The organism is Variovorax atrisoli 110B (assembly GCF_000382045.1).
In the GTDB taxonomy this organism is placed as follows: Bacteria; Pseudomonadota; Gammaproteobacteria; order Burkholderiales; family Burkholderiaceae_C; genus Variovorax; species Variovorax atrisoli.
This window is the reverse complement of the sequence record NZ_KB907455.1, coordinates 240,058-265,925: the sequence shown is the minus strand read 5'-3', so window position 1 is coordinate 265,925 and position 25,868 is coordinate 240,058. Positions and strand designations below refer to the sequence as shown.

Sequence of the window (25,868 nt, the reverse complement as noted above, 5' to 3'; positions counted from 1 at the left end):
CGGTCAGCGCAGCGCGGCCAGCACCGCGCGGTTCTGCTCGGGCAGCCCGATGCTGACGCGCAGCCAATCGGGCAGGCCGTACGGTCCGAGCAGCGAGACCTCGATGCCGGCGGCCAGCAGGCGCGCATGCACCGCCTGCGCATCGCCGACACGCACCATCAGGAAGTTGCCGGACGAGGGCACGTATTCGAGGTCCAGCGCCTCGAAGCCGGCGGCGAGCTGGTCGCGCCCGGCCGTGTTGAGCTCGTAGGTGCGCGTGAGGAAATCCGCGTCGCCCAGCGCGGCCACTGCGGCGGCCTGGGCCGGCGTCGTCACGTTGAAGCGCGGGCGCTGCGCGTTCATGCGCGACGTGAGCCCCGGCTGCGACACGCCGTAGCCGATGCGCAGCCCCGCCAGCCCGAAGGCCTTGGAGAAGGTGCGCGCCACGATCAGGTTGGGCAGGCGCCGCACCCATTCGATGCTGTCGTAGCGCTGCGCGGGCGCGAGGTATTCGGTGTAGGCCTCGTCGAGCAGCACCGTCACGTGCGCGGGCACCGACTGCAGGAAGGCCAGCAGCGGCGCGGCGTCGATGAAGGTGCCGGTCGGGTTGTTGGGGTTGGCGACGAACACCAGCTTCGTGTCCTCGCCGATGGCCGCGCGCATCGCGTCGAGGTCGTGGCCGAAGTCGCGCGACGGCACGACAGTTGCGTGCGCATGGGCATGCGCGGCGGCCTGCGCGTAGACGATGAAACCGTACTGCGAATAGACGACGCCCTCGCCCGGCTTCAGGCTCACCTGCGCCGCAAGCTCCAGGATCTCGCTCGAACCGCTGCCCAGCGTGATCCAGTCGGCCGGCACGTCGAGCCGGGCGGCCAGCGCGTTCTTCAGCGCCGTGCCGTTGCTGTCGGGGTAGTTGCCGGCGCCCGCGAGCGCTTCGACCGCGGCGCGGCGGGCCGACTCGGGCATGCCCAGGGGGTTTTCGTTGGAGGCCAGGAGGATCATGGAGGCTGGGCGCTGAAATCGCGGATTTATTTAAGAAGTTAAATATATCCGGCAGCTTCGGCCTTCTTATCAGTGCCTACCCTTTGCACTCCTTGGGGCCGCCTGTCGATTACCTCTATTTTTGTCACGGATAAATCCCGATTCAGGCTCTTACTCGCCAGCAAAGTATCGAATAAAGTTCATCCCAGGATTGCATCTTTCTCAAGGAGAAACCCACATGACCGCCCGCACCAACGCCCACGGCCTCCAGGTCGCGACCGAGCTCCATCGCTTCATCGAGGACAAGGTCCTCCCCGCCAGCGGCGTGGCCAGCGACGTCTTCTGGAAGGGCTTCGACGCCATCGTCCACGACCTCGCGCCGAAGAACATCGCCCTGCTCGCCGAACGCGACCGCCTGCAGGCCGAGCTCGACGCCTGGCACAAGAAGAACCCCGGCCCCATCGCCGACATGCCGGCGTACCGCGCATTCCTCGAGAAGATCGGCTACCTGCTGCCCCAGCCCAAGGGCGTGAAGGCCACGACCGCGAACGTCGACTCCGAACTCGCCCTGCAGGCCGGCCCGCAGCTGGTGGTGCCCATCCTCAACGCGCGCTATGCGCTGAACGCGGCCAACGCCCGCTGGGGTTCGCTGTACGACGCGCTCTACGGCACCGACGCCATTCCCGAGACCGGCGGCGCCGAGAAGGGCAAGGGCTACAACCCGGTGCGCGGCGCCAAGGTCATCGAGTTCGCGCGCAACGTGCTCGACCAGGCCGCACCGCTGGTCAACGGCTCGCACAAGAACGCCACCGGCTACAGCGTGAAGGACGGCAAGCTGGTCGTCGCGCTGCAAAGCAGCAGCACCGGGCTGGCCGACCCGTCCCAGTTCGTCGGCTACCAGGGCGACGCCGCCGCACCGTCGTCGGTGCTGCTCAAGCACAACGGCATCCACCTCGACATCCGCATCGACCGCTCCACACCCATCGGCAAGAGCGACGCCGCCGGCGTGAGCGACCTGGTGCTCGAGGCCGCGCTCTCGACCATCCTCGACCTGGAAGACTCGGTGGCCGTGGTCGACGCGGCCGACAAGGTGGTCGCGTACTCGAACTGGCTGGGCATCGTCGAAGGCACGCTGACCGAGGAAGTCACCAAGGGCGACAAGACCTTCACGCGCGGCCTGAACCCCGACCGCGAATACACCGGCGCCGACGGCAAACCCCTGAAGCTGCACGGACGCTCGCTCATGTTCCTGCGCAACGTGGGCCACCTGATGACCAACCCGGCCGTGCTGTACGAAGGCGGCAAGGAAATTCCGGAAGGCATCCTCGATGCCGTGGTCACCACCACCATCGCCACCATCGACCTGAAGCGCAAGGGCAACTCGCGCACCGGCAGCATCTACATCGTCAAGCCGAAGATGCACGGCCCCGCCGAAGTGGCCTTCGCCAACGAACTGTTCGGCCGCGTCGAGCAGCTGCTGGGCCTGCCCGCCAACACCGTCAAGCTGGGCATCATGGACGAGGAGCGACGCACCAGCGTGAACCTGAAGGCCTGCATCGCCGAGGCCGCCGCGCGCGTGGCCTTCATCAACACCGGCTTCCTCGACCGCACCGGCGACGAGATGCACACCGCCATGCAGGGCGGCCCGATGATCCGCAAGGGCGACATGAAGTCGAGCGCGTGGATCGGCGCCTACGAGAAGAACAACGTGCTCGTCGGCCTGTCCAGCGGCCTGCGCGGCAAGGCCCAGATCGGCAAGGGCATGTGGGCCATGCCCGACCTGATGGCCGCCATGCTCGAGCAGAAGATCGGCCACCCCAAGGCCGGCGCCAACACCGCCTGGGTGCCCTCGCCCACCGCCGCCACGCTGCACGCTCTGCACTACCACCAGGTCAACGTGACCGCGGTGCAGCAGGAGCTGGAGAAGATCGACGCCGACGCCGAGCGCGACAACATCCTCAACGCGCTGCTGCAGGTGCCGATCGCCGCCGAAGCCAGGTGGACCGCCGAAGAGCGCCAGCAGGAGATCGACAACAACGTGCAGGGCATCCTCGGCTACGTGGTGCGCTGGATCGACCAGGGCGTGGGCTGCTCCAAGGTGCCCGACATCCACAACGTCGGCCTGATGGAAGACCGCGCCACGCTGCGCATCTCCAGCCAGCACATCGCCAACTGGCTGCTGCACGGCGTGGTCACCAAGGCCCAGGTCGACGAGACCTTCCAGCGCATGGCCAAGGTGGTCGACGAGCAGAACGCCGGCGACCCGCTGTACCAGCCGATGGCCGGCCACTTCGACACCTCGGCGGCCTACAAGGCGGCGCAGGACCTGGTGTTCAAGGGCATCGAGCAGCCGAGCGGGTACACGGAGCCGCTGCTGCATGCATGGCGCCTGAAGGTGAAGGGCGAGGCCTGATCTCCTTCGCCGGGCCGGCGTCGCGCCAGGCCTGACGCACGCACGAACGGCGCCCTCGGGCGCCGTTCTGCATGATGGGCGGCCTGCCGTTAGCATCGACGAGGTCCTCTTCGCCTCCCGCCCTTCCTCCCCGATGAACACGAACGCGGCATCGCCGCCTCCGCCGCGCTGGTCTTCCTCCGCGGCCGCCATGCTCGTGGCCCTGGCCACCGCCTTCGCCCTGAGCCAGGCCTTCCGCACCGTGGGCGCCATGATGGCCACGCCGCTCACCAGCCACTTCGGCCTCACGCCGCAGCAGCTCGGCACCTGGGCTGGCACCTTCCACTTCATGTTCGGGATCATGCAGCTCGCGATGGGCGTGTCGATCGACATCTTCGGCGTGAGGCGCACGGTGCTGACGGCCTTTCCGCTGGCGATCGCGGGCGCGGTGCTGTGCGCGATGGCGCCAAACTTCCACGCACTGTTGCTGGGTCAGGCCCTTGTCGGCGTGGGCTGCGCGCCGGCCTTCCTGGCCTGCACGGTGTTCATCGCGCGGCACTTCGATGCGTCGCGCTTCACCGCGATGTCGGGGCTGGTGATGAGCCTGGCGGGGATGGGCATCCTGTTCACGGGCACGCCGCTGGCGCTGCTGATCGAGGCTTCGTCGTGGCGCGTGGGCTACGCGGTGCTGGCGTCGTTCGCGGTGCTTTCGTGGATGCTGATCTTCTGGCGCGTGCGCGAACCTGCGCGCGCTGCAGACCACGTGCCCGCGGGCCGGGCCGAGCGCCAGTCGCTGCGCAAGGCCGTGCGCGAACTTCTGCCGCTGTTCGCGATGCCGCACACGCTGGGGCTGCTGTGCTTCGCCTGCGTGTCGTACGCGGCCTTCATCACGCTGCGCGGCCTGTGGCTCGGCCCGGTGCTGCACGAGCGGCACGGCCTCTCGCTGGTGGCGAGCGGCAACGTCGCACTCGTGATGACCGTCGCCGGCATGATCAGCCCCACGCTCTTCGGCCGCATGGACCCGGGCGGCGCGCGGCGCACGCGCTGGATGATGGGCTGCGCGCTCGCGGGCACGCTGATGTTCGGCGCGATGGCGCTGACGCACTCGCGCATGGTCGACATCGGCCTGCCGATCGTCTACGGCCTTCTCTCGGGCTACAGCGTGCTGCAGTACGCGTACACCAAGAACGCCTACCCAGCCGCGATGACGGGACGCGCGATGGCGCTGATGAACATGGCGATGTTCCTCGGCGTCTCCCTGATGCAGTGGACCACCGGCGTGGCCGCGTCGTGGGCCGTGGCGAATGGCGCCGAGCCGTTCCGTGCGGTGTTCCTCACGGTGGCGGGCATGCTGGCTGCAGGCAACCTGGCGTTCTTCCTGCTGCCGCGTGCGTCCGCACGGTCGGCGGCGCAGCTCAGCGCTTGATCGCCAGCATCAGCACGCCGCCCGCGATCATCGCCACGCCCGCCCATTCGCGGCCGGAGGGCCGCTCGCCGAGGAACATCACGGCGAAGAGCACGACCAGCACCACGCTGAGCTTGTCGACCGGCGCGACGCGCGAGGCATCGCCCACCTTGAGCGCGCGGAAGTAGCAGACCCACGACGCGCCGGTCGCGAGCCCCGAGAGCACGAGAAAGAGCCAGGTGCGCGGCGACAGCTGCAGCGGATTGGTCCACTTGCCGGTGGCGTTCACGAACACGAGCAGCACCGCGAAGATGACCACGGTGCGCACCAGCGTCGCCATGTCGGAATCGACGCCGGCCAGGCCGAGCTTGGCAAGGATGGCAGTCAGCGCGGCGAAGACGGCCGACAGGGCGGCCCAGAGAAACCAGTTGGAGGCGGTGAGATTCATCGTGCTTTCTTTCATCGGGGATGGCGCGGGCGCCTGCATCATGCGCGATGCGACTTTGCCGCTACCTGACGAACCGCTTCAGGCGTCTTCGCCCAGGCGCGCGCGGATCTCCTTGCGGCTGAGCTGGCGCTTGGTTGCGGCATAAACGTCGTCGCGCCCGTACATGGCTCGGTTGCTCGATGAGCCGAACTCCGGCCGGCCCCATGCACACGTGGTCCTGACGAAGCAGCGTCGCAGCACGTCGAAACGCTTGTCCCAGACACCCGGCGCCTTCATCGGCGGCGTGGTTGCCAAGGTGATCTCGAACCAGTCGCCGTTCACGCGGTGCCATTGCGTGAGTTCGTCGATCACGACGAACGAAAGCTCTGCCTTCGTGCCGCCGTGCTCACGCCGTCGAGCCTGTGAGAACCGGCGGTTGGGCAAGAGGATGCCGGTGATGGGGTGCACGAAAAGCTTCACACGCGAAGCCTCCTCCAGCGGCACCCGCTCACCGCGGCCCCACCACCCCGCACGCACCAGCACCTGCCCTCCATGCATCACCGCATCGCGTTCGACGAAGTCGTCGATGTGCTCGAAGATGTGCGCCTGCACGACGCTGCGTCGATCGATGGTGCTGCACAGTTCCGAATACACCTTGTCCCAGGGCCGGTGCACCTGCTTGTGCAGCCAGCGCTTGAGAGGCGCGAGGTTCTCGTTGAGTCCCTTGGGGTAGTCGTAGCCCTGCCTCATGCCCAGCCGCGAGCCGCGCTCCTTGCTGTTGCGCCACTTGCGCCCATCGCCCTGCACGCCGCCACCGCGTCGCGGCCGCTCGACGATGACCTTGTCCATGTCCTCACGCATCGTCGGACCTCCCGATGCTTCGCGCCGCCTTCTGCAGCGCCACCTTCTGCGCGCGCCGTTCGGCGCTGTGGGTGCGCAGGTGGCGGCCCGCCTTCTGGCTTGCTTCGCGGCGTGCCAGCGCGGCCACCACGGGGTTGCGAGGTGCCGCGTTCGGCACTGAAAAATAGAACCGGCCCAGACGCTTGTCGTCGTCGCGAGCCCTTCGTTGAGCACTCATGTGCACACACTCCGAAAAACAAAAAGGCCCCGGCGAATGGCTGCGCGGGGCCTTTGTCGATGGGCCTCGGCGGATGCATGGATGCACGTCCGGCCGGGGCGGTCGGTGTGCGGATCAGGTGTTCAGGAAACGGTTCATTGGATTGGTGCTGCGCCCGGGGGGTCGATCGTCGCCGGGCGCGATGTGAGCAAAGACTGTTGCTGAAAAACGAAGGGCGGATTCTGTCGAGCACGCGTTCGATGCGCAAGTGCCGCGCATCGCTTGTGTGGCACAAAGCCTACGTGCAAGCCGATGAATCCAATCGCGCGCAGGCGACGTATCAGGTTCAAGCGCATCGCGCCTCCGAGCTGTTGGCGGTTTCCACAGAGAGCCTCGAGAACCATCCATCACCTTTCCAGGAGACTTCAATGAAGAAACTCGTGATCGCAGCCAGCGTCTCTGTCCTCCTCGCAGCCTGCGCAGGCGGCATGGGCATGAGCGGCAGCAGCAGCGGCGCATCGAACCCGATGGTCGGCGGCGCGCCGATGTACCCGACGAAGGACATCGTCGACAACGCCGTGAATTCGAAGGACCACACCACTCTGGTCGCCGCCGTGAAGGCCGCCGATCTCGTCGGCACGCTGAAGAGCCCCGGCCCCTTCACCGTGTTCGCGCCCACCAACGCGGCCTTCGCCGCGCTGCCCGCCGGCACGGTGGACACGCTGCTCAAGCCCGAGAACAAGGGCACGCTGACCAAGGTGCTGACCTACCACGTGGTGCCCGGCAAGCTCGACAGCGCGGCGCTCATGAGCGCCATCAATGCAGGCGGCGGCAAGGCCATGCTCAAGACCGCGAGCGGCGGCACGCTCACCGCGACGATGAGCGGCGGCAACGTGCTGGTGACCGACGCCAAGGGCGGCACGGCGACGGTGACGATCGCCAACGTCTACCAGTCCAACGGCGTGATCCACGTCGTGAACAAGGTGCTGCTGCCGGGCTGATCGGCCCCGTTCCCGGTTTTCTTCAGTTGCGCTGCGCGGCCTCGGCCTCGTCGCGCAGCCACTGCGCGAACTCCTGCGCGTCGCGGTTGCCCGCGGCGCGCCTGGACATCTCGATGAAGTAGCCGCGGTGCGAGGCGACCCCCTCGCCCAGCGGCGCCACGAGCCTGCCGTCGCGCACCAGCTCGCTCAGCAGCGGCAGCCGGCCGATCACGACGCCCTGGCCAGCCACTGCGGCAGATACCGCATCGGCGTACTGCGTGAAGCGCAGCGTGCTCTTCATGCGCAGGTCGTCCAGCCCCATCACCTTCAGCCAGGGCTCCCAATCGGCGGTGGGGGCCTCGCTGTGGTCGGGGTACTCGACGGTGAGCAGCGTGAGCTTCGAGAAATCGGAAAGCTCGCGCAGCGATGCCGCGAGCTGGGGCGAGCACAGCGGGATCACAGACTCCTCGAACAACGCCGCACCCACGCCGCGGCCGATGGGCACGAAGCGCACCGCGAGGTCGATTCGGCTGCTTTCCAGGTCGAGCACGTCGAGCGTGGCCGATACGCGCACGTCGACCTGCGGATGGCTGCCGGTGAAGCGCGCCAGCTTCGGTATGAGCCAGATCGACGCGAAGCCCGGCGTGGTGGTGATCGCCACCTGCCGCGGCGCGGAGCTCGCGCGCACCCGCGCGGTGGCGTCGCGCAAACGCTCCAGGCTGTCGGTGACGGCGCGCTGCAGCACGCCGCCGGCCTCGGTGAGCGACAGCGCGCGGTGGCGCCGCTCGAACAGCAGTACGCCCAGGCTGGCCTCGAGCTGCTGGATCTGCCGGCTCACGGCCGACTGCGTGAGGTGCAGCTCGGTGGCCGCCAGCGTGAAGCTCAGCCGGCGCGCGGCCGCCTCGAAGCTGCGCAGCAGTTCGAGCGGGGGGAGTTCGCCACCGATGGCGCCGGGGGCTTTCGCATTCTCTGGACGCATGCAACGAGTTCCGAATGACCGTGTGCAATCGAGGGGTCGGCTCACTATATTCATTCGCACAGTGAATGCAATGGAGCTTGCCATGAGCACCTCTTCCTCCCCTTCCTTCTCTTCCCCGTCACCTTCCTTTCCAACGGTGACCTTCTCATCCATCGCCTCCCGCTTCCACGTCAGCCTGCCGAAGCGATCGGTCTTCGCCGTGCCCGACGGCGCGGGCGTGGGCATCGAATGCCGCAGCGGCTCGGTGTGGATCACCATCGACAGCGACACGCGCGACATCGTGCTGGAGCCCGGGGAGCGCTTCGAGGGCGACGACCACCGGCGGGTGCTGGTGTCGGCGCTGGAGCCGTCGTGCATCACGGTGTCGGACGCGCAGCCGGCAGCGATGCCGCTGCGCTCGCGCACGGCCGGCGCACGGTCGCCATGGCGACTGCGGTCCCACGGGTTGTCCCCGGCTTGACCGGGGCCCATGCGCATCGAACCATCGATGCCATGAGTTCCGACACCACCGCACAACCCTTCATCCTCCAGGAGCTGGCCGACGGCATCGCGACGCTGACGCTGAACCTGCCCGCCAAGCTCAACCCCATCGCGCGCGACCTGCAGGTCGAGCTGCGCGACGCGCTGGAGCGCATCCGCGACGACCGCTCGGTGCGCGCCGTGATCCTCACGGGCGCCGGCAAGGCCTTCTGCGTGGGTGCCGATCTGAGCGCGATGGCACCGCCCGAAGAGAGCAAGTCGCTCGGCACGCAGACCGCCGAGTGGATGCAGAGCCTGAGCAACCCGCTGATCGAGACGCTGCGCACGCTGCCGGTGCCGGTGGTCGCGGCGGTCAACGGCCCGGCCGCCGGCGCGGGCGTGGGCCTCGCGCTCGCGGCGGACGTGACCATCGCTGCACGCAGCGCCTACTTCTACCTGCCCTTCCTGCCGAAGCTCGGCATCGTGCCGGACCTGGGCTGCACCTGGGCCATTCCGCGCCGCGCGGGGCGTGCGCGCGCCATGGGCATGGCATTGCTCGACGAGCGCGTGGGCGCAGGCCGCGCGGTGCAATGGGGCCTCATCTGGGCCTGCGTGGACGACGAGCAACTGCTCGAGGAAGCCAGAAGCATCGCGCAGCGCCTGGCCCGCCTGCCGGCACACGCCGTGATCGAGGCACGCGAGGCCTTCGAGGCTTCCGAACGCCACACGCTGAAGGAACAGCTGCACTACGAGAGCGAGCGCCAGCGCGAGCTGATCGACCGGCCCAGCTTCCGCGAGGGCGTGAGCGCCTTCCTGCAGAAGCGCCCGCCGGTCTTCGAAAGCCGCTGACATCCCGACACCGGCGTCCACTGGCGCCGGCCCGGGGGCTGCAGGACAATGCCGCGCATGTCCATCCCCAACGCCTTCTACGCCCAGTCGGGCGGCGTCACCTCGGTCATCAACGCCTCGGCCTGCGGCGTGATCGAGACGGCGCGCCGGCATCCCGACCGCATCGGCAAGCTCTACGCCGGGCGCAACGGCATCATCGGCGCGCTGGCCGAGGAGCTGATCGACACCGGCGCCGAGACGGCCGAGGCCATCGCGGCGCTGCGCACCACGCCGTCGGGAGCCTTCGGCTCGTGCCGCTACAAGCTCAAGTCGCTGGAGAAGAACCGCCGCGAGTACGAGCGGCTGATCGAGGTGTTCAAGGCGCACGGCATCGGCTATTTCTTCTACAACGGCGGCGGCGATTCGGCCGACACCTGCTTCAAGGTGAGCCAGCTCTCGCAGTCGATGGGCTACGCGCTGCAGGCCATCCACGTGCCCAAGACCATCGACAACGACCTGCCGCTGACCGACTGCTGCCCCGGCTTCGGCTCGGTCGCGAAGTACGTGGCGGTGTCGACCATCGAGGCCTCTTTCGACGTGCGCTCGATGGCGGCCACCTCCACCAAGGTGTTCGTGCTCGAGGTGATGGGGCGGCATGCGGGCTGGATCGCGGCGGCCGGCGGGCTGGCCGCCGACCAGGGCATTCCGGTGGTGGTGCTGTTCCCCGAGATCGAGTTCGACAAGGCGCGCTTCCTCGCGCGCGTGGACGAACTGGTGAAGCGGCACGGCTACTGCTCGGTGGTTGTGTCCGAGGGCTGCCATCACCCCGACGGGACCTTCCTCGCCGAGCAGGGCACGCGCGACGCCTTCGGCCATGCGCAGCTCGGCGGCGCTGCGCCGGTGGTGGCGCAGATGGTCAAGGACGCGCTGGGCCACAAGTTCCACTGGGCGGTGGCCGACTACCTGCAGCGCGCGGCGCGGCACATCGCATCGGCCACCGACGTGCGGCAGGCCTACGAACTGGGGCAGCGCGCGGTCGAGCTCGCGCTGGAAGGCCGCAACGCGGTGATGCCGACCATCGAGCGCATCTCCGACGCACCCTACGCCTACCGCCTGGGCAGCGCGCCGCTCGAATCGGTCGCCAACGTCGAGAAACCGATGCCGCGCGACTTCATCTCCGACGACGGCTGGGGCATCACCGAGAAGTGCCGCCGCTACCTGCTGCCGCTGATCGAGGGCGAGGACTACCCCGCCTACAGCGGCGGGCTGCCGGTGTACGCGACGCTTCGCAACGACATCGTCGCGAAGAAGCTGCCGGCCTTCGAGATTTCATGATGGCCACGGAGGCCGTCCCCGGCCTGATCGACGCCACACGCTGCCCGCTGTGCGGCGAACCGAACCGCTGCGCGATGGAGATCGAGCGCGAGACCGGCCAGGCGCAGCCGCCCTGCTGGTGCATGCAGGTCGACTTCAGCAACGCGCCGCTCACCAACCTGCCGGAAGAGATGCGCGGACTCGCATGCATCTGCTTGCACTGCGCGACCGGCCAGCAGCCTGCTCCGACTGCCAGGCCGTCTTCTCAAGACGACGCCTGAGGCTGAGGCTCGGGCTGGGCGGGGCTCTCGCTGCCCGGTTCCTGCTCCTGTGTCGGCTCCGGCTCGATGTCGGCGGCCATCACCATCGAGGGCGCATCGCCGGGGCGCTGCTGCGTGACCACACGGTGGATGAACTGCAGCTTGCCCACCGCCGCGCGCGGCATCACGAAGGGGTAGTAGTCGGGCTGCCCCATGCTGCGCGACAGCTCGTTGAGCACGTTGGTGAGCAGCACCCAGCCGTTGACGAAGTCGAGGAAGCTTCCCGCGTCGGGGTCGTCGGGCTGCCAGAGATCGTCGAGCGTGAAGAGGTCGCTCGTGAGTTCGACGTTGGTCGCGTCGACGCCGAAGCTCATCGCGGTGTCCGCGGTGTCGGCCATGTGCAGGTAGTGGGCCCAGGTCTCGGCCCAGTCTTCCCACGGGTGCGTGCTTGCGTAGCTGCTCACGAAGCGGTCGGCCCAGTCGGGCGGCGGGCCCTGCTCGTAGTGCGTCTGCAGCGCGGCGGCATAGTCGGCGCGCTCGTCGCCGAAGAGGGCGCGGAAGTCGTCGATCCACTGCGTGGGCTGCACGAGCAGGTCCCAGTAGTAGTGGCCGATCTCGTGGCGGAAGTGGCCCAGCAGCGTGCGATAGGGCTCGCGCATCTCGGCGCGGATGCGCTCGCGCACGGCGTCCTCGGCCTCCTCGGCGTTGAGGGTGATCACGCCGTCCTGGTGGCCGGTCATCACGTGCGGGCCGCCGGGCGTGTTGCTGAGGAAGTCGAAGGCCAGCCCGTGGACCGCATCGGCGTGGCGGCTGACCACCGGCAGGCCCAGCGCGAGCAGCTGAGAGATCAGCCTGCGCTTGGCGGTCTCGAGCTTGAGCCACAGCTCGCCATTGCCTTCCACCGACAGATCGGGAATGGTGCGCGTGACGCTGCAGGCCAGGCAGTAGCCGGGCGCGAGGCCGTGGGTGTCGGGCGGCAGCTGCTCGCCCTCGCGCGCGGCGGGCACCATCCAGTTGCAGCCGGCCGGCGTCAGGAAGTTCACGCAGCGGCGGTAGGTCTTGCCGTGCGGATCGCCGAACACGGTGAAGGTGTCGGGCTGCGCGCCGCCGCCCTCCGCAGGTGCGAGCGGCACCACGCCGAGCCGCTCGATCACGTAGCCCAGCGGCGTGTGGCAGGCCAGGCATTCGCTGTTGCGCAGGAACACGGGACGCTCGCACTGGCAGCGGTAGGCGCGGCTGACGGTGGGTGCGGCCAGCTCGGCGGCGAGGGTTGGCGCAGCCGGCTCGGCGGAAAGGACCGGCGTGGTCGCTCCTTCCGCTTCTCCAGGAGCGGCGGGCTGGGCATCGGCTTGTTCGCCGGACGAAGCGTTCACGCTGTTGTTGTCTTGGTTCATCTTCTTGACGCGGAGGGGACAGCGAAGGGATTCTGGACCTGCACGCTGCGAATCCCGCCGTGCAAAGCCCGATATGCTTGTAGGACGACGGACCCGAGACATTCCGCCGCCCCCATGACCTCCCCTCAGCCCCCAGAAGCCGCGAGCACGCCGGCCCCGCCCTCCATCGGCACGCTGCGCCAGCGCTATGGCGAACGCTACCGCTGGTACCTGCTGCTGTCGGTGATGGTGGGGACGATGGCGTCGATCATGTCCTCGACCATCGTCAACGTGGCGATCCCGGGCATGAGCCACCACTTCTCGCTCGGCCAGGAACGCGCGCAGTGGGTGAGCTCGGGCTTCATGGTGGCGATGACGGTGTCGATGCTCACCACACCGTGGCTGCTGTCGCGCTACGGCTACCGCCGCACCTACGTGGGCACGATGCTCCTGCTGCTGGCGGGCGGCATCGTGGGCGGCATGGCCAACGACTTCTCGCTGGTGCTGTTCGCGCGCGTGGCCGAGGGCCTGGCCGCTGGCGTGGTGCAGCCCATCCCGGCCATCATCATCCTGCGCGCCTTCGAGCCGCACGAGCAGGGCCGCGCGAGCGGCATCTTCGGCATGGGCGTGGTGCTGGCGCCGGCCGTGGGGCCGAGCATCGGCGGCGTGCTGGTCGACCTGTTCGGCTGGCGCTCGATCTTCTTCATGGTGGTGCCGTTCTGCCTCGCGTCGCTGTGGCTCGCCTACAAGTTCGTGCCCAAGACCGCGCCCGGCGGCGTGGCGGCCGCGCGCGGCGACGGGCTGGACGCACGCGGACTGGCGCTGGGCACGGTCGGCACGCTGTGCCTGCTCAACGGCCTCGTGGCGCTGCGCGGCGATTCGCCGCTGCAGGCCGCGCTGCTGCTGGCGGGCGCGCTGGCATCGTTCGGCGTCTTCGTATGGTGGCAGCGGCGGCTGGCGGCCTCGGGCGGCACGCCGCTGATGAACCTTGCGCTCTTTCGCTACCGGCAGTTCGCGATGGGGAGCGTGGTGGCCTTCATCTACGGCACGGCGCTCTTCGGCTCGACCTACCTGCTGCCGGTGTACATGCAGGTGGGGCTGCATCTGTCGGCCTCGCACGTGGGCACCATCCTGCTGCCGGCAGGCGTCGTGCTGGCGCTCACCATCGCGGGCGTGGGCCGGCTGGCCGACAAGCACCCGACCTGGGTGCTGGTGACCATCGGGCTCGCGCTGCTGGCGGCCTCGTTCGCGCTGATGATGGTGCTGCGGCTCGACAGCGCGCTGTGGCTGCTGGTGGCCTTCGCGATCATCGGACGCATCGGGCTGGGCTTCATCCTGCCCTCGCTCAACCTGGGCTCGATGCGGCCGCTGGCCAAGCCGCTGATCCCGCAGGGCGCGAGCGCGATCAACTTCGTGCGCATGCTCGGCGGCGCGGCGGGGGTGAGCCTCTGCGCCATCGTGCTGGAGTGGCGCCTCGCAGCGCACGGCGATTCGCTGGCCAACCCGATGACCAGCCCGGCGCGGCTCGCAGCCTTCGACGAGGTGTTCGCGATGCTGGCCGGCCTTTGCGCACTGGCCGTGTGCGCGGCCTGGCAGCTGCGCCAGGGTCCCCCTGACGCGCCACGCAAGACGGGGTAAACCCCGGAGGCGGAATGCAGGCCTTTCGCATTCAATTGTTATAAGTTGTATCGCAATCAGGCCTCATGCACCGCAGACACTTCATCGCCGCCTCCGCCGCGGCCGTGGCCGGCTTCGGCCCGCTTTCATCCGCCCTGGCTGCCGAGAACGGCGTCACCGACACCGAGATCGTCCTCGGCCACACCGGCATTCTGAGTGGCCCGCTGGGCGTTCCGATCAAGGTGGTGATGGCCGGCGCGGGGCTGGCCTTCGACGCCGTCAATGCCCAGGGCGGGCTCTCCGGCCGGAAGATCCGGCTGGTGTCGCTCGACGACGAACTCAAGCCGGAAAAGGCCGTCGCCAACTACGAGCAGTTGCTGGGCGAGCACCGCGCCTTCGCCTTCTTCGGCTGCGTGGGCTCGGGCACCACCGCGGCCGCAGCCAAGCTGCTGAGCCAGAGCGGCGCGCCGCTGGTGGGCGCCTACGCGGTGTCCGACTCGGCACGCGAGAAGGTCGGCGGCTCCGGCTATTTCGTGCGCGCCACCTTCGCGCGCGAGGCGCAGGCGCTGGTACAGCACCTGACGACCATCGGCGTCACGCGCATCGCGGTGGCCTATCTCGACAATCCAGGCGGCGCCGAAGTCGCACAGCTTGTCGGCGAGGCGCTGACGGCGCTCAAGCTCAAGCCCGAGGCGGCGGTCGCCGTGAAGGGCGACGGCAGCGCCAACGAAGCGGCCGGCAAGGCGCTGGCCGACAGCAAGGCGCAGGCCGTGATCATGTACCTGGGCGGCGCCATCGGCGGCGAGGTGATGAAGGCCGCGTGGGCAGCGGGCGGGCGCCAGATGTTCTACGGCATGTCGATCGTGCCCGGCGACGTCACGGCCAGGCTGGTGGGCGACAAGACCAGCGGCCTGGCCATCTCGCAGATCGTGCCGTACCCCTGGAGCGAGGTCGACGCCGGCGCCAAGGAATACCGCCAGCTCGCCGAGCGCGCCAAGGTGGACATCGGCTACCTCAGCTACGAGGGCTACGTGAACGCGATGGTGATGATCGAGGCGCTGCGCCGCACCGGCCGCGACCTGACCCGCGCGAAGCTGCACGCCACGCTCAAGGCCATGAAGCTGCGCGTGAGCAACATGGAGATCGACTTCACCGGCGCCAGCAACACCGGCTCGCGCTTCATCGAGATGGTGCGGGTGACGAAGGAAGGCCGGTTTCTTCGGTAACGCTGCACGGTCCGGGCACTCGGGTTCAGGGCGCGGCGCGCCAGCGGCTGCGCGAATCGCGGTCTAATCGCAGCCATGTGCCAATTGCTAGGGATGAACTGCAACACGCCGACCGACGTGACCTTCAGCTTCACGGGTTTCGCGCAACGCGGCGGCCGCACCGACCACCATGCCGACGGCTGGGGCATCGCGTTCTTCGAGGACCGGGGGCTGCGGCACTTCGTCGACCACCAGCCGGCGAGCGAATCGCCGGTGGCCGATCTGATCCGGCGCTACCCGATCCAGAGCCGCAACGTCATCGCCCACATCCGCAAGGCGACGCAGGGCGAGGTCAACCTGCAGAACTGCCACCCTTTCGTGCGCGAGCTGTGGGGGCGCTACTGGGTGTTCGCCCACAACGGCGACCTGAAGGAATTCCGCCCGCGCCTGCACGGCAACTTCCACCCGGTGGGCAACACCGACAGCGAGCACGCCTTCTGCTGGATCATGCAGGAGCTGGCCAAGTCGCACGCGGGCGTGCCGAGCATCGAGGAACTGACGCTCACCCTGCGCGAACTGGCGCCGCAGCTCGCGAGCCATGGCACCTTCAACTTCATGCTGTCCAACGGGCAGGCGCTCTGGGCGCACGCCTCGACCAACCTCTGGTACGTGGAGCGCCGCCACCCGTTCGTGACGGCGCAGCTGTCGGACGAGGACCTGGAGATCGACTTCGCGCAGCACACCACGCCCAACGACCGCGTCGCCGTGGTGGTGACGGCGCCGCTCACCACCAACGAGACGTGGACCCAGTTCGCGCCGGGCGAGCTGCAGGTGTTCGTCGACGGGCAGCACGTCGGGCGCTGAGGCCGAAGCCGGTCTTTGGCCCGACGCTTTTTGGCGACATTGCAAGAAAGTATCGACGGGCAGGTTCAGAAAAGTAAACAATAACGGTTCTCATTTGCAAATTGAACCGTTCATGCCCGCTTCCTTCTTCCATCTCCGGCCGACCGTGGTCGCAACGCTGCTCGCGCTGAATGCCGCGGCGGCCCTGGCCCAGCAGACCACCGCCACAGAGCCTGCAGGGCCGGTGGTCTCGAGCGGCGGCACGCTGTCCACCGTGACCGTCGAAGCCAGCGCCGACGCCTCGGCCGAAGGCCTGACCAAGCCCTATGCCGGCGGGCAGGTGTCGCGCGGCGGGCGGGTCGGCATCCTGGGCAACCAGGACATGATGAGCACGCCCTTTTCCAGCACCAACTACACCAACGAGCTGATCCAGGACCAGCAGGCCAAGAGCGTGGCCGACGTGCTGCTCAACGACCCCTCGGTGCGCCAGGCCCGCGGCTTCGGCAACTTCCAGGAGCTGTACGTGGTGCGCGGCTTCCCGGTGTACTCCGACGACGTCGCCTACAACGGCCTCTACGGCATGCTGCCGCGCCAGTACATCGCCTCGGAATTCTTCGAGCGCGTGGAAGTGTTCCGCGGCGCCAACACCTTCCTGAATGGCGCGGCCCCCGGTGGCAGCGGCATCGGCGGCGCGATCAATCTGCTGCCCAAGCGCGCGCCCAACGAGCCGCTCACCCGCGTCGGCTTCGGCGTGCAGACCGGCGGACAGGGCTACGTCAACCTCGACCTGGCGCGCCGCTTCGGCCCCGACGACAGCCTCGGCGTGCGCGTGAATGCAGTGCGCCGCGAAGGCGGCACCGGCGTGAAGAACGAGAGCCAGCAGCTCAGCGCCTTCAACGTCGGCCTCGACTGGCACAACCGCAACGTGCGCCTGTCGGCCGACTTCGGCTACCAGGACTACGACCTGAAGGACGGCCGCCCGAGCCTGACGCCTTCGTCGACGCTGCCGATCCCGCGCGCACCTGACGCCCGAACCAACTTCGCCCAGCCCTGGACCTATTCGAAGGAGAAGGACAAGTTCGCCACCTTCCGCGGCGAAGTCGACATCACCGACAACATCACGGCCTGGGCCGCCGGCGGCGTGCGCCGCAGCGACGAGGACAACGTGCTGTCGAACCCGACGCTCGCCGACGCCTTCGGCAACACCAGCAACACGCGCTTCAGCAACACCCGCAAGGACCGCATCGGAACGGCCGAGATCGGCGTGCGCGGCAACTTCGCCACCGGCCCGGTGAAGCACACGGTGGTGGTCTCGGCGGCCAAGTACAGCAACGACCGCGACAACGCCTACACGATCTCGCGCGGCACCATCCGCAACAACATCTACGCGCCCTACGCGTCGCCCTACCCCGTCGCCAACTCCTTCACCGGCAACACGCTGGAAGACCCGCGCCTGACCGACCGGATCGACACCTCGAGCGTGGCCGTCGCCGACACGATGTCGTTCATGGAAGACCGCCTGCTCGTCACCCTCGGCGCGCGCCGCCAGACCATCGAGCAGACCAGCTACGCCTACACCACGCTCAAGCAGTCGAGCACCTACGACAAGAGCAAGACCACGCCGGTGGCCGGCGTCGTGTTCAAGATCACGCCGACCGTCTCGGCCTACGCCAACTACATCGAAGGCCTCGTCAAGGGCAACGTGGCACCGGGCACGGTCAACGGCCTGCCCGTCACCAATGCGGGCGAGATCTTCGCGCCGTACCAGGCCAAGCAGAAGGAAATCGGCGTCAAGTACGACGGCGGCACGCTCGGCGCGAGCGCGGCATTCTTCACCACCGACCAGCCGACGTACTACTACTCGGGCCAGACCTACGGCCTCTACGGCAAGCAGCGCAACCAGGGCCTGGAGCTGTCGGTGTTCGGCCAGCCCGCCAAGGGCCTGCGCCTGCTCGGCGGCCTGACGCTGCTGGACGCCAAGCAGAAGAGCACGCAAGGCGGCGCCACCGATGGGCTGAACGCCATCGGCGTGGCCAGGCAGCAAGCCAACTTCGGCGCCGAATGGGACGTGCCCGGCGTGCGCAACCTGTCGCTCAACGCCCGCGTGCTCTATACCTCGAAGCAGTACGCCAACGCCGCCAACACGCAGTCGGTGCCGTCATGGACGCGCTTCGACGTGGGTGCGCGCTACCTGGTCGACCTCGGCAACGGCCGCCTGCTCACGCTGCGCGCGCGCATCGACAACCTGTTCAACAAGTCGTACTGGGCCTCGGTGGGCGGCACGCAGGGCAGCAACTACCTGGTGCTGGGTGCGCCGCGCACCTTCGCGGTGAGCGGCACGATCGACTTCTGATCGATCGCCGCAGCGCGCCCGGCAGCGGCCCTGCTAGCGCAGGGTCGCTTCGAGCGCATCGATGAACATCGCCGGCACGTCGAAGCCGGTCTGTTCGGTGATTTCCTGGAAGCAGGTCGGGCTGGTCACGTTGATCTCGGTGACCGAGTCGCCGATCACGTCGAGCCCGATCAGCAGCAGCCCGCGCGGCGCCAGTGCGCGGCCCACGGTCTCGGCGATCTCGCGGTTGCGCGGCGTGAGCGGCTGGGCCACGCCCTTGCCGCCGGCTGCCAGGTTGCCGCGCACCTCGGTGCCCTGCGGAATGCGGGCCAGCACGAAGGGTGCGGGCTCGCCGGCGATGATGAGGATGCGCTTGTCGCCCTGAGCGATCTCCGGCACGAAGCGCTGCACCATGATGGTCTCGGCGCCGTCCTTGTTGAGCGTCTCGACGATGGAGCCGAGATTCAGCGCGTCCTGCTTCACGCGGAAGATGCCCATGCCGCCCATGCCGTCGAGCGGCTTGAGGATGATGTCGCCGTGCTCGGCGTGGAAGTCGCGCACGGCCTGCGCGCTGCGCGTCACCAGCGTGGGCGTGACGAACTGCGGAAACTCCATGATCGCGAGCTTCTCGGGGTGGTCGCGCAGCGCGCGCGGCTTGTTCACCACGTGCGCGCCCTCGCGCTCGGCCTGCTCCAGCAGGTGGGTGGCGTAGATGTACTCGGCGTCGAAGGGCGGGTCCTTGCGCATGAGCACGGCGTCGAAATCCTTCAGCGCCTTGGCCTCGGCGATGTCGACGCGGTACCAGTCCTTCGCGTCGCCGGTAAGCGTGATCTGCTGCACCGTGGCCGTGACCACGCCGCCCGACTTCCACTGGATGTCCTGCGGCAGGCAGGCCGCGATACGGTAGCCGCGGCGCTGCGCCTCGCGCATCATCGAGAAAGTCGTGTCCTTGTAGATCTTGAAGTGATCGAGCGGATCGGCGACGAAGAGGATGTTTTTCATCAGGCGTTCTTTCTTGCGTTGCCGGGGCGCGGCGGCCATTGGCATGGGTATCGGGGCGCGATGTTGCCGGAAGCGGCGATGTCCTTGCCGGCGGGGGCTTTTTTCTCTTCGGCCCGCCGCGGCCGGCCTGGCTGGGCAACGCGCGTCGGGGCGATTGTGCCGGGAGCCGAAAAGCGCAGGATGGTCAACAATCTGAACCCGATAAAGTCAACCATCCGGCACGGGAATTGCGTGTCTCCACCTCCGAAAACTTCCGGAGAACCTCGTGGACACATCCATTTCGCAGGGCAGCCCTGCCCTCGATCCCGCCGCCGTGGTCGACGAATTCCTGCGCCTGGTGATGATCCCGGACCCGCAGTCGGCCTCGCGCTTCACCGCGCCCGACATCCGCATCCGCTTCACCGGCAACCGCCCGATGCACGCGCCCGCCGACACCTCGGCCTTCAACGCCAAGCGCTACGCCTGGGTCAAGAAGAAGATCGAGCGCACCGAAACGGTGGCCGGCGGCACGCCGGAGGAAACGGTGGTCTACAGCCTCGGCACGCTCTACGGCGCGTGGCCGGACGGCACGGCCTTCGAGGGCAACCGATACGTCGACCGCTACGTGGTGCGCCACGGCCTGATCGTGCAGATGGATGTCTGGAACGACAGTGCCGAATGGCTGCTGGTGCGCGCCGGCCTCGCCGTGCTGTGAGGCCGCCCGCATGAGCACGCGCTGGCCCGACCGGCTCCCCACGCACGACCGCTTCGACTACCGGCCCATCACCCGGCGGCCCGACTACGCGTGGCCGAACGGCGCGCGGCTGGCGGTGTACATCGGCTTCAACGTCGAGCATTTCGCCTTCGGCGACGGGCTGGGCGCATGCATCGGCCCGGCCTCGCCGCAGCCCGACGTGCTCATACACGGCTGGCGCGAGTACGGCAACCGCGTCGGCGCGTGGCGCTGTCTCGAACTGTTCGATTCGCTCGCGCTGCCGACCGGGGCGCTCGTCAACACCGCGCTGTACGACCACTGCCCGGAGCTGGTCCAGGCACTCGTGGCGCGCGGCGACGAGCTGATCGGCCATGGCCACAGCAACGCCGAACGCCAGGGCGTGCTGGACGAGGAGCACGAGCGGGCGCTGCTGATTCGCTGCCGAGAGCGGATGCTGCGCGAGAGCGGGCAGGCGCCCGCGGGCTGGCTCTCGCCGTGGATCTCCGAGAGCGCCGTCACGCCCGACCTGCTGGCGGAGACCGGCTACGGCTACACGCTCAACTGGTGCCACGACGACCAGCCGCTGCGCATGCGCACGCGCGGCGGCGGATCGCTGTGGTCGGTGCCGTACCCGCAGGAGCTCAACGACATCCCGATGATCGTCGGCCGCCTGATGGACGCGAAGGATTTCAGCGCGATAGTGATCGACAACTTCGAGGAAATGCTCGAGCAGTCGCGCGCGCAGCCGCTGGTGATGGGCGTGGCGCTGCATCCGTACATCGTGGGGCAGCCCTATCGGCTGCGGCACCTGCGCACGGCGCTCGCACGGCTGGCGCAGGCGCGCGACCGGGGCGAGATCTGGTTCACCACGCCGGGTGCGATCGCATCGCACGTGGCGGAGCTCGAGAAGGAGCGGCCGGGGGAGTTCGACTGAGCCGCGCCCGGGCTCAGATCTCGATCTTCGACCCCAGCTCCACCACCGCGTTGTTCGGCAGCCCCAGGAAGGCCGCCGCGCCGCTCGCGTTGTGGTGCATCTGCGCGAACAGCTTCTCGCGCCACGGCGCCATGCCGCTGCCCAGCGTGGGAATGACGACGTCGCGCGACAGGAAGTAGCTCGTCGTCATCTGCTCCAGCTGGCAGCCGCGCATGCGCGCGTTCTCGAGGGCGCGCGGCAGGTCGATGTCGTTCTTGAAGCCGTAGTGGACGGTGATCTGCCAGCAGTGGTGGCCCAGCGGCTCGATCTCGATGCGCTTGTCCATCGGGATCCAAGGCACCTCGTGGTTGCGCACGGTTACGAACATGTTCTGCTCGTGCAGCACCTTGTTGTGCTTGAGGTTGTGCAGCAGCGCGTTGGGCACCACGCCCGGCTCCGCCGTGAGGAACACCGCCGTGCCGTCGACGCGCACGGGCGGGCTCACGAACACCGAGTCGAGGAAGGACTTCAGGTCGATGGCGTCGGCGTGCTGCGCCTCGCCCATCAGGCGGCGGCCTTCCTTCCAGGTGATCATCAACGTGAAGACGAAGCCGCCGATCAGCAGCGGGAACCAGCCGCCCTCGAACAGCTTGAGCAGGTTCGACGCGAAGAACAGGAAGTCGACCACGAAGAAGACCGCGGTGGAGGCGATGCACAGCGCCAGCGGCAGCTTCCACGCGTAGCGGATCACGAAGAAGGTCAGCACCGTGGTGATCAGCATGTCGGTGGTCACCGCGATGCCGTAGGCCGCGGCCAGGCTGCTCGACGAGCGGAACATGACCACCGCCAGCACGATCGCCACGAACAGGCCCCAGTTGACCAGCGGGATGTAGATCTGGCCGGCCGTGCGCACGCTGGTGTGCTCGATGTTCAAGCGCGGCAGGTAGCCCAGCTGGATCACCTGTCGCGTGACGCTGAAGGCGCCGGTGATGAGGGCCTGCGACGCGATCACGGTGGCGGCGGTGGCCAGCAGCACCAGCGGAATCAGCGCCCACTCCGGCGCCATCATGAAGAAGGGGTTCTTCACCGCCTCTGGGTTCTCCAGCAGCAGCGCGCCCTGGCCGAAGTAGTTGAGCGTGAGCGCCGGCATCACCACCGAGAACCACGCGATGCGGATCGGGCTCTTGCCGAAGTGGCCGAGGTCGGCGTAGAGCGCCTCGGCACCGGTCACACACAGCACGGTCGCGCCCAGCAGGATGAAGCTGGTGCCGGGGTTGTCCCACATGAACTTCAGCGCGTAGAACGGGTTCAGCGCCTTCAGGATCTCGGGGTGGTGCAGGATCTGCGACACGCCGAGCACCGCGATCGCGAGGAACCAGGTCAGCGTGATCGGCCCGAAGAACTTGCCGATGCCCGCGGTGCCGCGCTTCTGCACCACGAAGAGGCAGAACAGCACGACCAGCGTGAGCGGAATGACGTAGTGCGTGAAGTGCGGCGACACCACCTCCAGGCCCTCGACCGCCGAGAGCACCGAGATGGCCGGGGTGATGACCCCGTCGCCATAGAAGAGCGAGGTGCCGAAGATGCCGACCACCAGCAGCAGGTGGCGCAGCCTGGGCTTGTCGTGCACCGCGCGCGAGGCCAGCGCCAGCATGGCGACCAGGCCGCCCTCGCCTTCGTTGTCGGCCCGCAGCACGAGCACGACGTACTTGATGGAGACGATGACGGTGAGCGTCCAGAAGAACATCGACAGGATGCCGTAGACGTTCTCGACGGTGAAAGGCACGTGGCCGTGCCCGAACACTTCCTTGACGGCGTACAGCACGCTGGTGCCGATGTCGCCATAGACGACGCCGATGGCGCCGACGATCAGGCCGGCTGAGAGATTTTTGGGGGCTGACACGAAGTCGATGGGAAAAGGGACAGGCTGCGATTCGGCGTGTCAGGCACGCCGGGGGGTGTGACAGATGTGAACTTTAGTCCACCTGCAAGACCCTCCCGCCCTTTTGTTTCCGTTGCTGTGGGGCCGCTATTTTGCCGCCGGCGGCCATCGCCGCAAGCGGGCCCCGGGAATCATTCGTAGATTTCGGCGTCCGGATCGGTCGCTTCCATCTCGTAGCTGGCGGCCACCATCGCGAGCCGGCCGACCACCCCGTACATGTAGAAGCGGTTCGGGGCGCTGGCACCAGGCTTGGCGCCCGGCTGAGGCAAGTGCGCACTTTCAGAGAAAGCCAGCGGCACGAAACTGGCGCCCGGCAGCTTCAGGTTCTCGTCGGCGGCGCGCTCGGCATGCACCCGGTAGAAGCCGCCGACCACGTAACGGTCCATCATGTAGACCACCGGTTCGGCCACGCCGTTGTGCACGCGCTCGTTGGTGAGCACGCCTTCCTGCACGATCAGTTCCGTCGGCTCCCGCAGGTCGCGGCCGGCGGCGTTCCGCGCGGATGCCGCAGGAACGCTGGCGCCGGCGCTGCCGCGCGGCTTGCCAATCAGCGCCTCCACGTCCTTGGCGTCGCGCACCGTCACCACGCCGGGGCTGCCGCTTCCGCTGTGGCCGCCCTTGACGACCACGAAGGGCTTCTCGTTGATGCCGTATTCCTTGTACTTGCGGCGCACCTTGGTCAGCACCGCATCCACGTGGCTGGTGAGCACGTCGATGCCGCGGCCACCCGCCACGTCGACACCCTCGGCGCGCGCGTAGATCGGGTTGATGAGCCACGGATCGATGCCCAGCAGCTTGCCGAAGCGCTTGGACAGCTCCTCGTAGCTGTGCAGGTGGTTGCTCTTGCGACGCACCGACCATCCTGCGTGCAGCGGCGGCAGCAGGTACTGCTCGTGCAAGTCCTCGAGGATGCCGGGAGTTCCTGCGGAAAGCTCGTTGTTGAGCAGAATCGTGCAGGGATCGAAGTTCTTGAGCCCCAGGCGGCGCTTGGTGCGCACCACCGGCTCCAGCGTCACCGTCTCGCCGTTGGGCAGCTCGATCTTCTTGGGCGACTTGATGGCCGGATCGATCGACCCGATCCGCACATTGAGCCCCGCCATGTGGAAGATGCGCACGAGTTGCGCGACGTTGGCGAGGTAAAAGGTATTTTTGGAGTGGTTTTCCGGAATGACGAGCAGGTTGCGCGCCTCCGGACAGATCTTCTCGATGGCCGCCTGGGCGGCCTGCACCGCCAGCGGCAGCATTTCCTTGGTGAGGTTGTTCCAGCCACCCGGAAAGAGATTGGTGTCGACCGGAGCCAGCTTGAAGCCCGCGTTGCGGATGTCGACGGCGCTGTAGAACGGCGGCGTGTGCTCCATCCACTCGAGCCGGAACCAGCGCTCGATGGCGGGCATCGAGTCGAGCACCCGCTGCTCCAGTTCGTTGATCGGGCCGGTCAGGGCGGTGACTAGATGCGGAACCATGCAGCGGCCTTGTTGGTTTTGTGCTTAAAGGTGGAGTGGAATTGTAGGATTTGGGGCTGGTCGCCCCAATGACAAGACCGCGCGCGGGCGCATCGGATCGACCGCTCCCATGAGAACCATCAGGTCCGGACTTCGCCCTGCCCCAGCACCACGTACTTGAGCGAGGTCAGTCCTTCGATGCCCACCGGGCCGCGCGCATGGAACTTGTCGGTGCTGATGCCGATTTCAGCACCCAGCCCGAACTCGAAGCCGTCCGCGAAGCGTGTGCTCGCATTGACCATCACGCTGGCCGAATCGACCTCGCGCAGGAAGCGCTGGGCATTCACGTGGTCGCGCGTGACGATGGCGTCGGTGTGGTGGCTCGAGTAGCGGTTGATGTGGGCGATGGCCTCGTCCACGCCCGCCACCACCTTGATGCTGATGACCGCGGCGAGGTATTCCTCGTACCAGTCGGACTCCACCGCATCGACGATCTTCGCCGGCGGGTTGGCCGCGCCCAGCGCCTCGCTCTCGCGCAGGATGGCCGCGGCCGCCGGGTCGCAGCGCATTTCCACGCCCTTGGCCGCGAAGATGGCGGCGATCTCGGGCAGGAAGTCTTCGGCCACCGCGGCCGACACCAGCAGGCCTTCGGCGGCGTTGCAGGGGCTGTATTTCTGGGTCTTGGCGTTGTCGACGATGCGCAGCGCCATCTCGAATTCGGCCGTGTCGTCCACGTAGACGTGGCAGTTGCCGTCCAGGTGCTTGATGACCGGCACCTTGGCGTCGCGGCTGATGCGCTCGATCAGGCCCTTGCCGCCGCGCGGAATGATCACGTCGACGAATTCCGGCATGGCGATCAGCTGGCCGACGGCCTCGCGGTCGGTGGTCTGCACGAGCTGCACCGCATCGACCGGCAGGCCGGCCTCGCCGAGCGCCTCGGACACCAGCAGCGCCAGCGCCTTGTTCGACTCGATGGCTTCCGAGCCGCCGCGCAGGATGGCGGCGTTGCCGCTCTTGATCGCCAGGCTCGCGGCCTCGATGGTCACGTTGGGCCGGCTCTCGTAGATCATGCCGAAGACGCCGATCGGCACGCGCATCTGCCCCACGCGGATGCCGCTGGGCTGCTGCTTCATGCCGATGATCTCGCCGATCACGTCGGCCATGCCGGCGAGCTGTTCGCAGCCCTGGGCGACGGTCTCGATGACCTTGGGGGTGAGCTTCAGGCGGTCGACCATGGGCGCCGGCAGGCCGGCGGCGGTGGCGCGCTCCAGGTCCTTCTGGTTGGCCTCGGCGAGCGCCGGGCCGGCTTCGCGCAGGCGGCGGGCCAGCGCCTTCAGCGCCTTGTTCTTGCTGGCCGCATCGGCACGGGCCATGAGGAATGCGGCGGTCTTGGCTTGCAGACCCAGGGTCTGCATGTGTTCGCTTACGTTGAACGCGTTCATCG

The 25,868-nt window shown here is 68.0% G+C and carries 22 protein-coding genes and 1 pseudogene; 13 read left to right on the top strand and 10 right to left on the bottom strand.

Annotated features, from left to right (window positions below; translation table 11 throughout):
* Positions 1-3 precede the first annotated feature (3 nt).
* Positions 4-987, bottom strand: a pseudogene (gene hisC, locus G369_RS0119035) (histidinol-phosphate transaminase); the annotation flags it as partial.
* Between the two features lie 211 nt (positions 988-1,198).
* On the opposite strand from hisC, the gene G369_RS0119030 reads away from it, so the two are divergent.
* Both G369_RS0119030 and G369_RS0119025 read left to right on the top strand, forming a co-directional pair.
* On the top strand, positions 1,199-3,373 hold the full coding sequence (locus tag G369_RS0119030; RefSeq protein ID WP_019655616.1) for a malate synthase G: 2,175 nt from the start codon (positions 1,199-1,201) through the stop codon (positions 3,371-3,373).
* A 133-nt stretch (positions 3,374-3,506) separates the two neighbouring features.
* A complete protein-coding gene (locus tag G369_RS0119025) occupies positions 3,507-4,778 on the top strand; it encodes an MFS transporter (protein ID WP_019655615.1) in 1,272 nt (423 codons plus the stop codon).
* Here the strand turns inward: G369_RS0119025 and G369_RS0119020 are convergent.
* The 3 genes from G369_RS0119020 to G369_RS0119010 form a co-directional block, all read right to left on the bottom strand.
* Positions 4,768-5,205 carry an EamA family transporter gene (locus tag G369_RS0119020; RefSeq protein ID WP_020723164.1) on the bottom strand — a complete coding sequence of 146 codons (438 nt, stop codon included), beginning with the start codon at positions 5,203-5,205 and terminating at the stop codon, positions 4,768-4,770. The two genes, G369_RS0119025 and G369_RS0119020, sit on opposite strands and share 11 nt — an antisense overlap.
* 78 nt (positions 5,206-5,283) lie before the next feature.
* Entirely contained in the window at positions 5,284-6,045 is a 762-nt protein-coding gene (locus G369_RS0119015; RefSeq protein ID WP_019655613.1) for a hypothetical protein, read from the bottom strand.
* Positions 6,038-6,262: a hypothetical protein gene (locus tag G369_RS0119010; protein ID WP_019655612.1), complete on the bottom strand. Its 225-nt coding sequence runs from the start codon at positions 6,260-6,262 to the stop codon at positions 6,038-6,040. The genes G369_RS0119015 and G369_RS0119010 overlap by 8 nt, the downstream gene beginning before the upstream one ends.
* 467 nt (positions 6,263-6,729) lie before the next feature.
* On the opposite strand from G369_RS0119010, the gene G369_RS0119005 reads away from it, so the two are divergent.
* Positions 6,730-7,242: a fasciclin domain-containing protein gene (locus G369_RS0119005; protein WP_409327457.1), complete on the top strand. Its 513-nt coding sequence runs from the start codon at positions 6,730-6,732 to the stop codon at positions 7,240-7,242.
* Positions 7,243-7,264: 22 nt separating this feature from the next.
* On the opposite strand, the gene G369_RS0119000 is transcribed toward G369_RS0119005, so the two are convergent.
* Positions 7,265-8,200, bottom strand: a complete 936-nt coding sequence (locus G369_RS0119000) for a LysR substrate-binding domain-containing protein (protein WP_019655610.1) — start codon at positions 8,198-8,200, stop codon at positions 7,265-7,267.
* A gap of 82 nt (positions 8,201-8,282) precedes the next feature.
* On the opposite strand from G369_RS0119000, the gene G369_RS0118995 reads away from it, so the two are divergent.
* The 4 genes from G369_RS0118995 to G369_RS0118980 are packed head-to-tail and all read left to right on the top strand — an operon-like array spanning position 8,283 to position 11,082.
* Positions 8,283-8,660: a DUF2917 domain-containing protein gene (locus tag G369_RS0118995; RefSeq protein ID WP_080647870.1), complete on the top strand. Its 378-nt coding sequence runs from the start codon at positions 8,283-8,285 to the stop codon at positions 8,658-8,660.
* A gap of 32 nt (positions 8,661-8,692) precedes the next feature.
* Positions 8,693-9,508 (top strand): enoyl-CoA hydratase-related protein, encoded by an 816-nt coding sequence (locus tag G369_RS0118990; RefSeq protein WP_019655608.1) that lies wholly within the window; start codon positions 8,693-8,695, stop codon positions 9,506-9,508.
* Between the two features lie 57 nt (positions 9,509-9,565).
* Entirely contained in the window at positions 9,566-10,822 is a 1,257-nt protein-coding gene (locus tag G369_RS0118985; protein ID WP_026346489.1) for a 6-phosphofructokinase, read from the top strand.
* The gene (locus tag G369_RS0118980) at positions 10,819-11,082 is read left to right on the top strand and encodes a cysteine-rich CWC family protein (RefSeq protein ID WP_019655606.1); all 264 of its coding nucleotides are present in this window, start codon (positions 10,819-10,821) and stop codon (positions 11,080-11,082) included. The genes G369_RS0118985 and G369_RS0118980 overlap by 4 nt, the downstream gene beginning before the upstream one ends.
* On the opposite strand, the gene G369_RS0118975 is transcribed toward G369_RS0118980, so the two are convergent.
* Positions 11,067-12,455: a zinc-binding metallopeptidase family protein gene (locus G369_RS0118975; RefSeq protein ID WP_019655605.1), complete on the bottom strand. Its 1,389-nt coding sequence runs from the start codon at positions 12,453-12,455 to the stop codon at positions 11,067-11,069. The two genes, G369_RS0118980 and G369_RS0118975, sit on opposite strands and share 16 nt — an antisense overlap.
* Before the next feature lie 114 nt (positions 12,456-12,569).
* On the opposite strand from G369_RS0118975, the gene G369_RS0118970 reads away from it, so the two are divergent.
* From G369_RS0118970 to G369_RS0118955, 4 genes are all read left to right on the top strand, one after another.
* Positions 12,570-14,072 carry a DHA2 family efflux MFS transporter permease subunit gene (locus tag G369_RS0118970; protein WP_019655604.1) on the top strand — a complete coding sequence of 501 codons (1,503 nt, stop codon included), beginning with the start codon at positions 12,570-12,572 and terminating at the stop codon, positions 14,070-14,072.
* A gap of 65 nt (positions 14,073-14,137) precedes the next feature.
* Positions 14,138-15,277 (top strand): ABC transporter substrate-binding protein, encoded by a 1,140-nt coding sequence (locus G369_RS0118965; RefSeq protein ID WP_019655603.1) that lies wholly within the window; start codon positions 14,138-14,140, stop codon positions 15,275-15,277.
* Positions 15,278-15,352: 75 nt separating this feature from the next.
* Positions 15,353-16,120 (top strand): class II glutamine amidotransferase, encoded by a 768-nt coding sequence (locus G369_RS0118960; RefSeq protein WP_019655602.1) that lies wholly within the window; start codon positions 15,353-15,355, stop codon positions 16,118-16,120.
* A 112-nt stretch (positions 16,121-16,232) separates the two neighbouring features.
* Positions 16,233-18,452, top strand: a complete 2,220-nt coding sequence (locus tag G369_RS0118955) for a TonB-dependent receptor (protein ID WP_019655601.1) — start codon at positions 16,233-16,235, stop codon at positions 18,450-18,452.
* 33 nt (positions 18,453-18,485) lie between these two features.
* Here the strand turns inward: G369_RS0118955 and gshB are convergent, their stop codons facing one another.
* Complete coding sequence (gene gshB, locus G369_RS0118950; protein ID WP_020723163.1) at positions 18,486-19,433, bottom strand: glutathione synthase; 948 nt, start codon at positions 19,431-19,433, stop codon at positions 18,486-18,488.
* A 265-nt stretch (positions 19,434-19,698) separates the two neighbouring features.
* Between gshB and G369_RS0118945 the strand changes: the two genes are divergently transcribed.
* Together G369_RS0118945 and G369_RS0118940 are read left to right on the top strand one after the other, a co-directional pair.
* Positions 19,699-20,127, top strand: coding sequence for a hypothetical protein (locus tag G369_RS0118945; protein WP_019655599.1), 429 nt, complete (start codon positions 19,699-19,701; stop codon positions 20,125-20,127).
* Between the two features lie 10 nt (positions 20,128-20,137).
* Positions 20,138-21,061, top strand: a complete 924-nt coding sequence (locus tag G369_RS0118940; RefSeq protein WP_019655598.1) for a polysaccharide deacetylase family protein — start codon at positions 20,138-20,140, stop codon at positions 21,059-21,061.
* A gap of 13 nt (positions 21,062-21,074) precedes the next feature.
* On the opposite strand, the gene G369_RS0118935 is transcribed toward G369_RS0118940, so the two are convergent.
* From G369_RS0118935 to G369_RS0118925, 3 genes are all read right to left on the bottom strand, one after another.
* Positions 21,075-22,943: a potassium transporter Kup gene (locus G369_RS0118935; protein WP_019655597.1), complete on the bottom strand. Its 1,869-nt coding sequence runs from the start codon at positions 22,941-22,943 to the stop codon at positions 21,075-21,077.
* A gap of 170 nt (positions 22,944-23,113) precedes the next feature.
* Positions 23,114-24,445: a glutamate--cysteine ligase gene (gshA, locus tag G369_RS0118930; RefSeq protein ID WP_019655596.1), complete on the bottom strand. Its 1,332-nt coding sequence runs from the start codon at positions 24,443-24,445 to the stop codon at positions 23,114-23,116.
* Positions 24,446-24,564: 119 nt separating this feature from the next.
* Complete coding sequence (locus G369_RS0118925) at positions 24,565-25,866, bottom strand: glutamate-5-semialdehyde dehydrogenase (protein ID WP_019655595.1); 1,302 nt, start codon at positions 25,864-25,866, stop codon at positions 24,565-24,567.
* Between the last annotated feature and the right edge of the window lie 2 nt (positions 25,867-25,868).

Bases quoted from the DNA above. Each gene is read 5' to 3' on its own strand.
- G369_RS0119030 (WP_019655616.1), top strand. From the start codon at position 1,199: ATGACCGCCCGCACCAACGCCCACGGCCTCCAGGTCGCGACCGAGCTC.
- G369_RS0119025 (WP_019655615.1), top strand. From the start codon at position 3,507: ATGAACACGAACGCGGCATCGCCGCCTCCGCCGCGCTGGTCTTCCTCC.
- G369_RS0119020 (WP_020723164.1), bottom strand. From the start codon at position 5,205: ATGAATCTCACCGCCTCCAACTGGTTTCTCTGGGCCGCCCTGTCGGCC.
- G369_RS0119015 (WP_019655613.1), bottom strand. From the start codon at position 6,045: ATGCGTGAGGACATGGACAAGGTCATCGTCGAGCGGCCGCGACGCGGT.
- G369_RS0119010 (WP_019655612.1), bottom strand. From the start codon at position 6,262: ATGAGTGCTCAACGAAGGGCTCGCGACGACGACAAGCGTCTGGGCCGG.
- G369_RS0119005 (WP_409327457.1), top strand. From the start codon at position 6,730: ATGGGCATGAGCGGCAGCAGCAGCGGCGCATCGAACCCGATGGTCGGC.
- G369_RS0119000 (WP_019655610.1), bottom strand. From the start codon at position 8,200: ATGCGTCCAGAGAATGCGAAAGCCCCCGGCGCCATCGGTGGCGAACTC.
- G369_RS0118995 (WP_080647870.1), top strand. From the start codon at position 8,283: ATGAGCACCTCTTCCTCCCCTTCCTTCTCTTCCCCGTCACCTTCCTTT.
- G369_RS0118990 (WP_019655608.1), top strand. From the start codon at position 8,693: ATGAGTTCCGACACCACCGCACAACCCTTCATCCTCCAGGAGCTGGCC.
- G369_RS0118985 (WP_026346489.1), top strand. From the start codon at position 9,566: ATGTCCATCCCCAACGCCTTCTACGCCCAGTCGGGCGGCGTCACCTCG.
- G369_RS0118980 (WP_019655606.1), top strand. From the start codon at position 10,819: ATGATGGCCACGGAGGCCGTCCCCGGCCTGATCGACGCCACACGCTGC.
- G369_RS0118975 (WP_019655605.1), bottom strand. From the start codon at position 12,455: ATGAACCAAGACAACAACAGCGTGAACGCTTCGTCCGGCGAACAAGCC.
- G369_RS0118970 (WP_019655604.1), top strand. From the start codon at position 12,570: ATGACCTCCCCTCAGCCCCCAGAAGCCGCGAGCACGCCGGCCCCGCCC.
- G369_RS0118965 (WP_019655603.1), top strand. From the start codon at position 14,138: ATGCACCGCAGACACTTCATCGCCGCCTCCGCCGCGGCCGTGGCCGGC.
- G369_RS0118960 (WP_019655602.1), top strand. From the start codon at position 15,353: ATGTGCCAATTGCTAGGGATGAACTGCAACACGCCGACCGACGTGACC.
- G369_RS0118955 (WP_019655601.1), top strand. From the start codon at position 16,233: ATGCCCGCTTCCTTCTTCCATCTCCGGCCGACCGTGGTCGCAACGCTG.
- gshB (WP_020723163.1), bottom strand. From the start codon at position 19,433: ATGAAAAACATCCTCTTCGTCGCCGATCCGCTCGATCACTTCAAGATC.
- G369_RS0118940 (WP_019655598.1), top strand. From the start codon at position 20,138: ATGAGCACGCGCTGGCCCGACCGGCTCCCCACGCACGACCGCTTCGAC.
- gshA (WP_019655596.1), bottom strand. From the start codon at position 24,445: ATGGTTCCGCATCTAGTCACCGCCCTGACCGGCCCGATCAACGAACTG.
- G369_RS0118925 (WP_019655595.1), bottom strand. From the start codon at position 25,866: ATGAACGCGTTCAACGTAAGCGAACACATGCAGACCCTGGGTCTGCAA.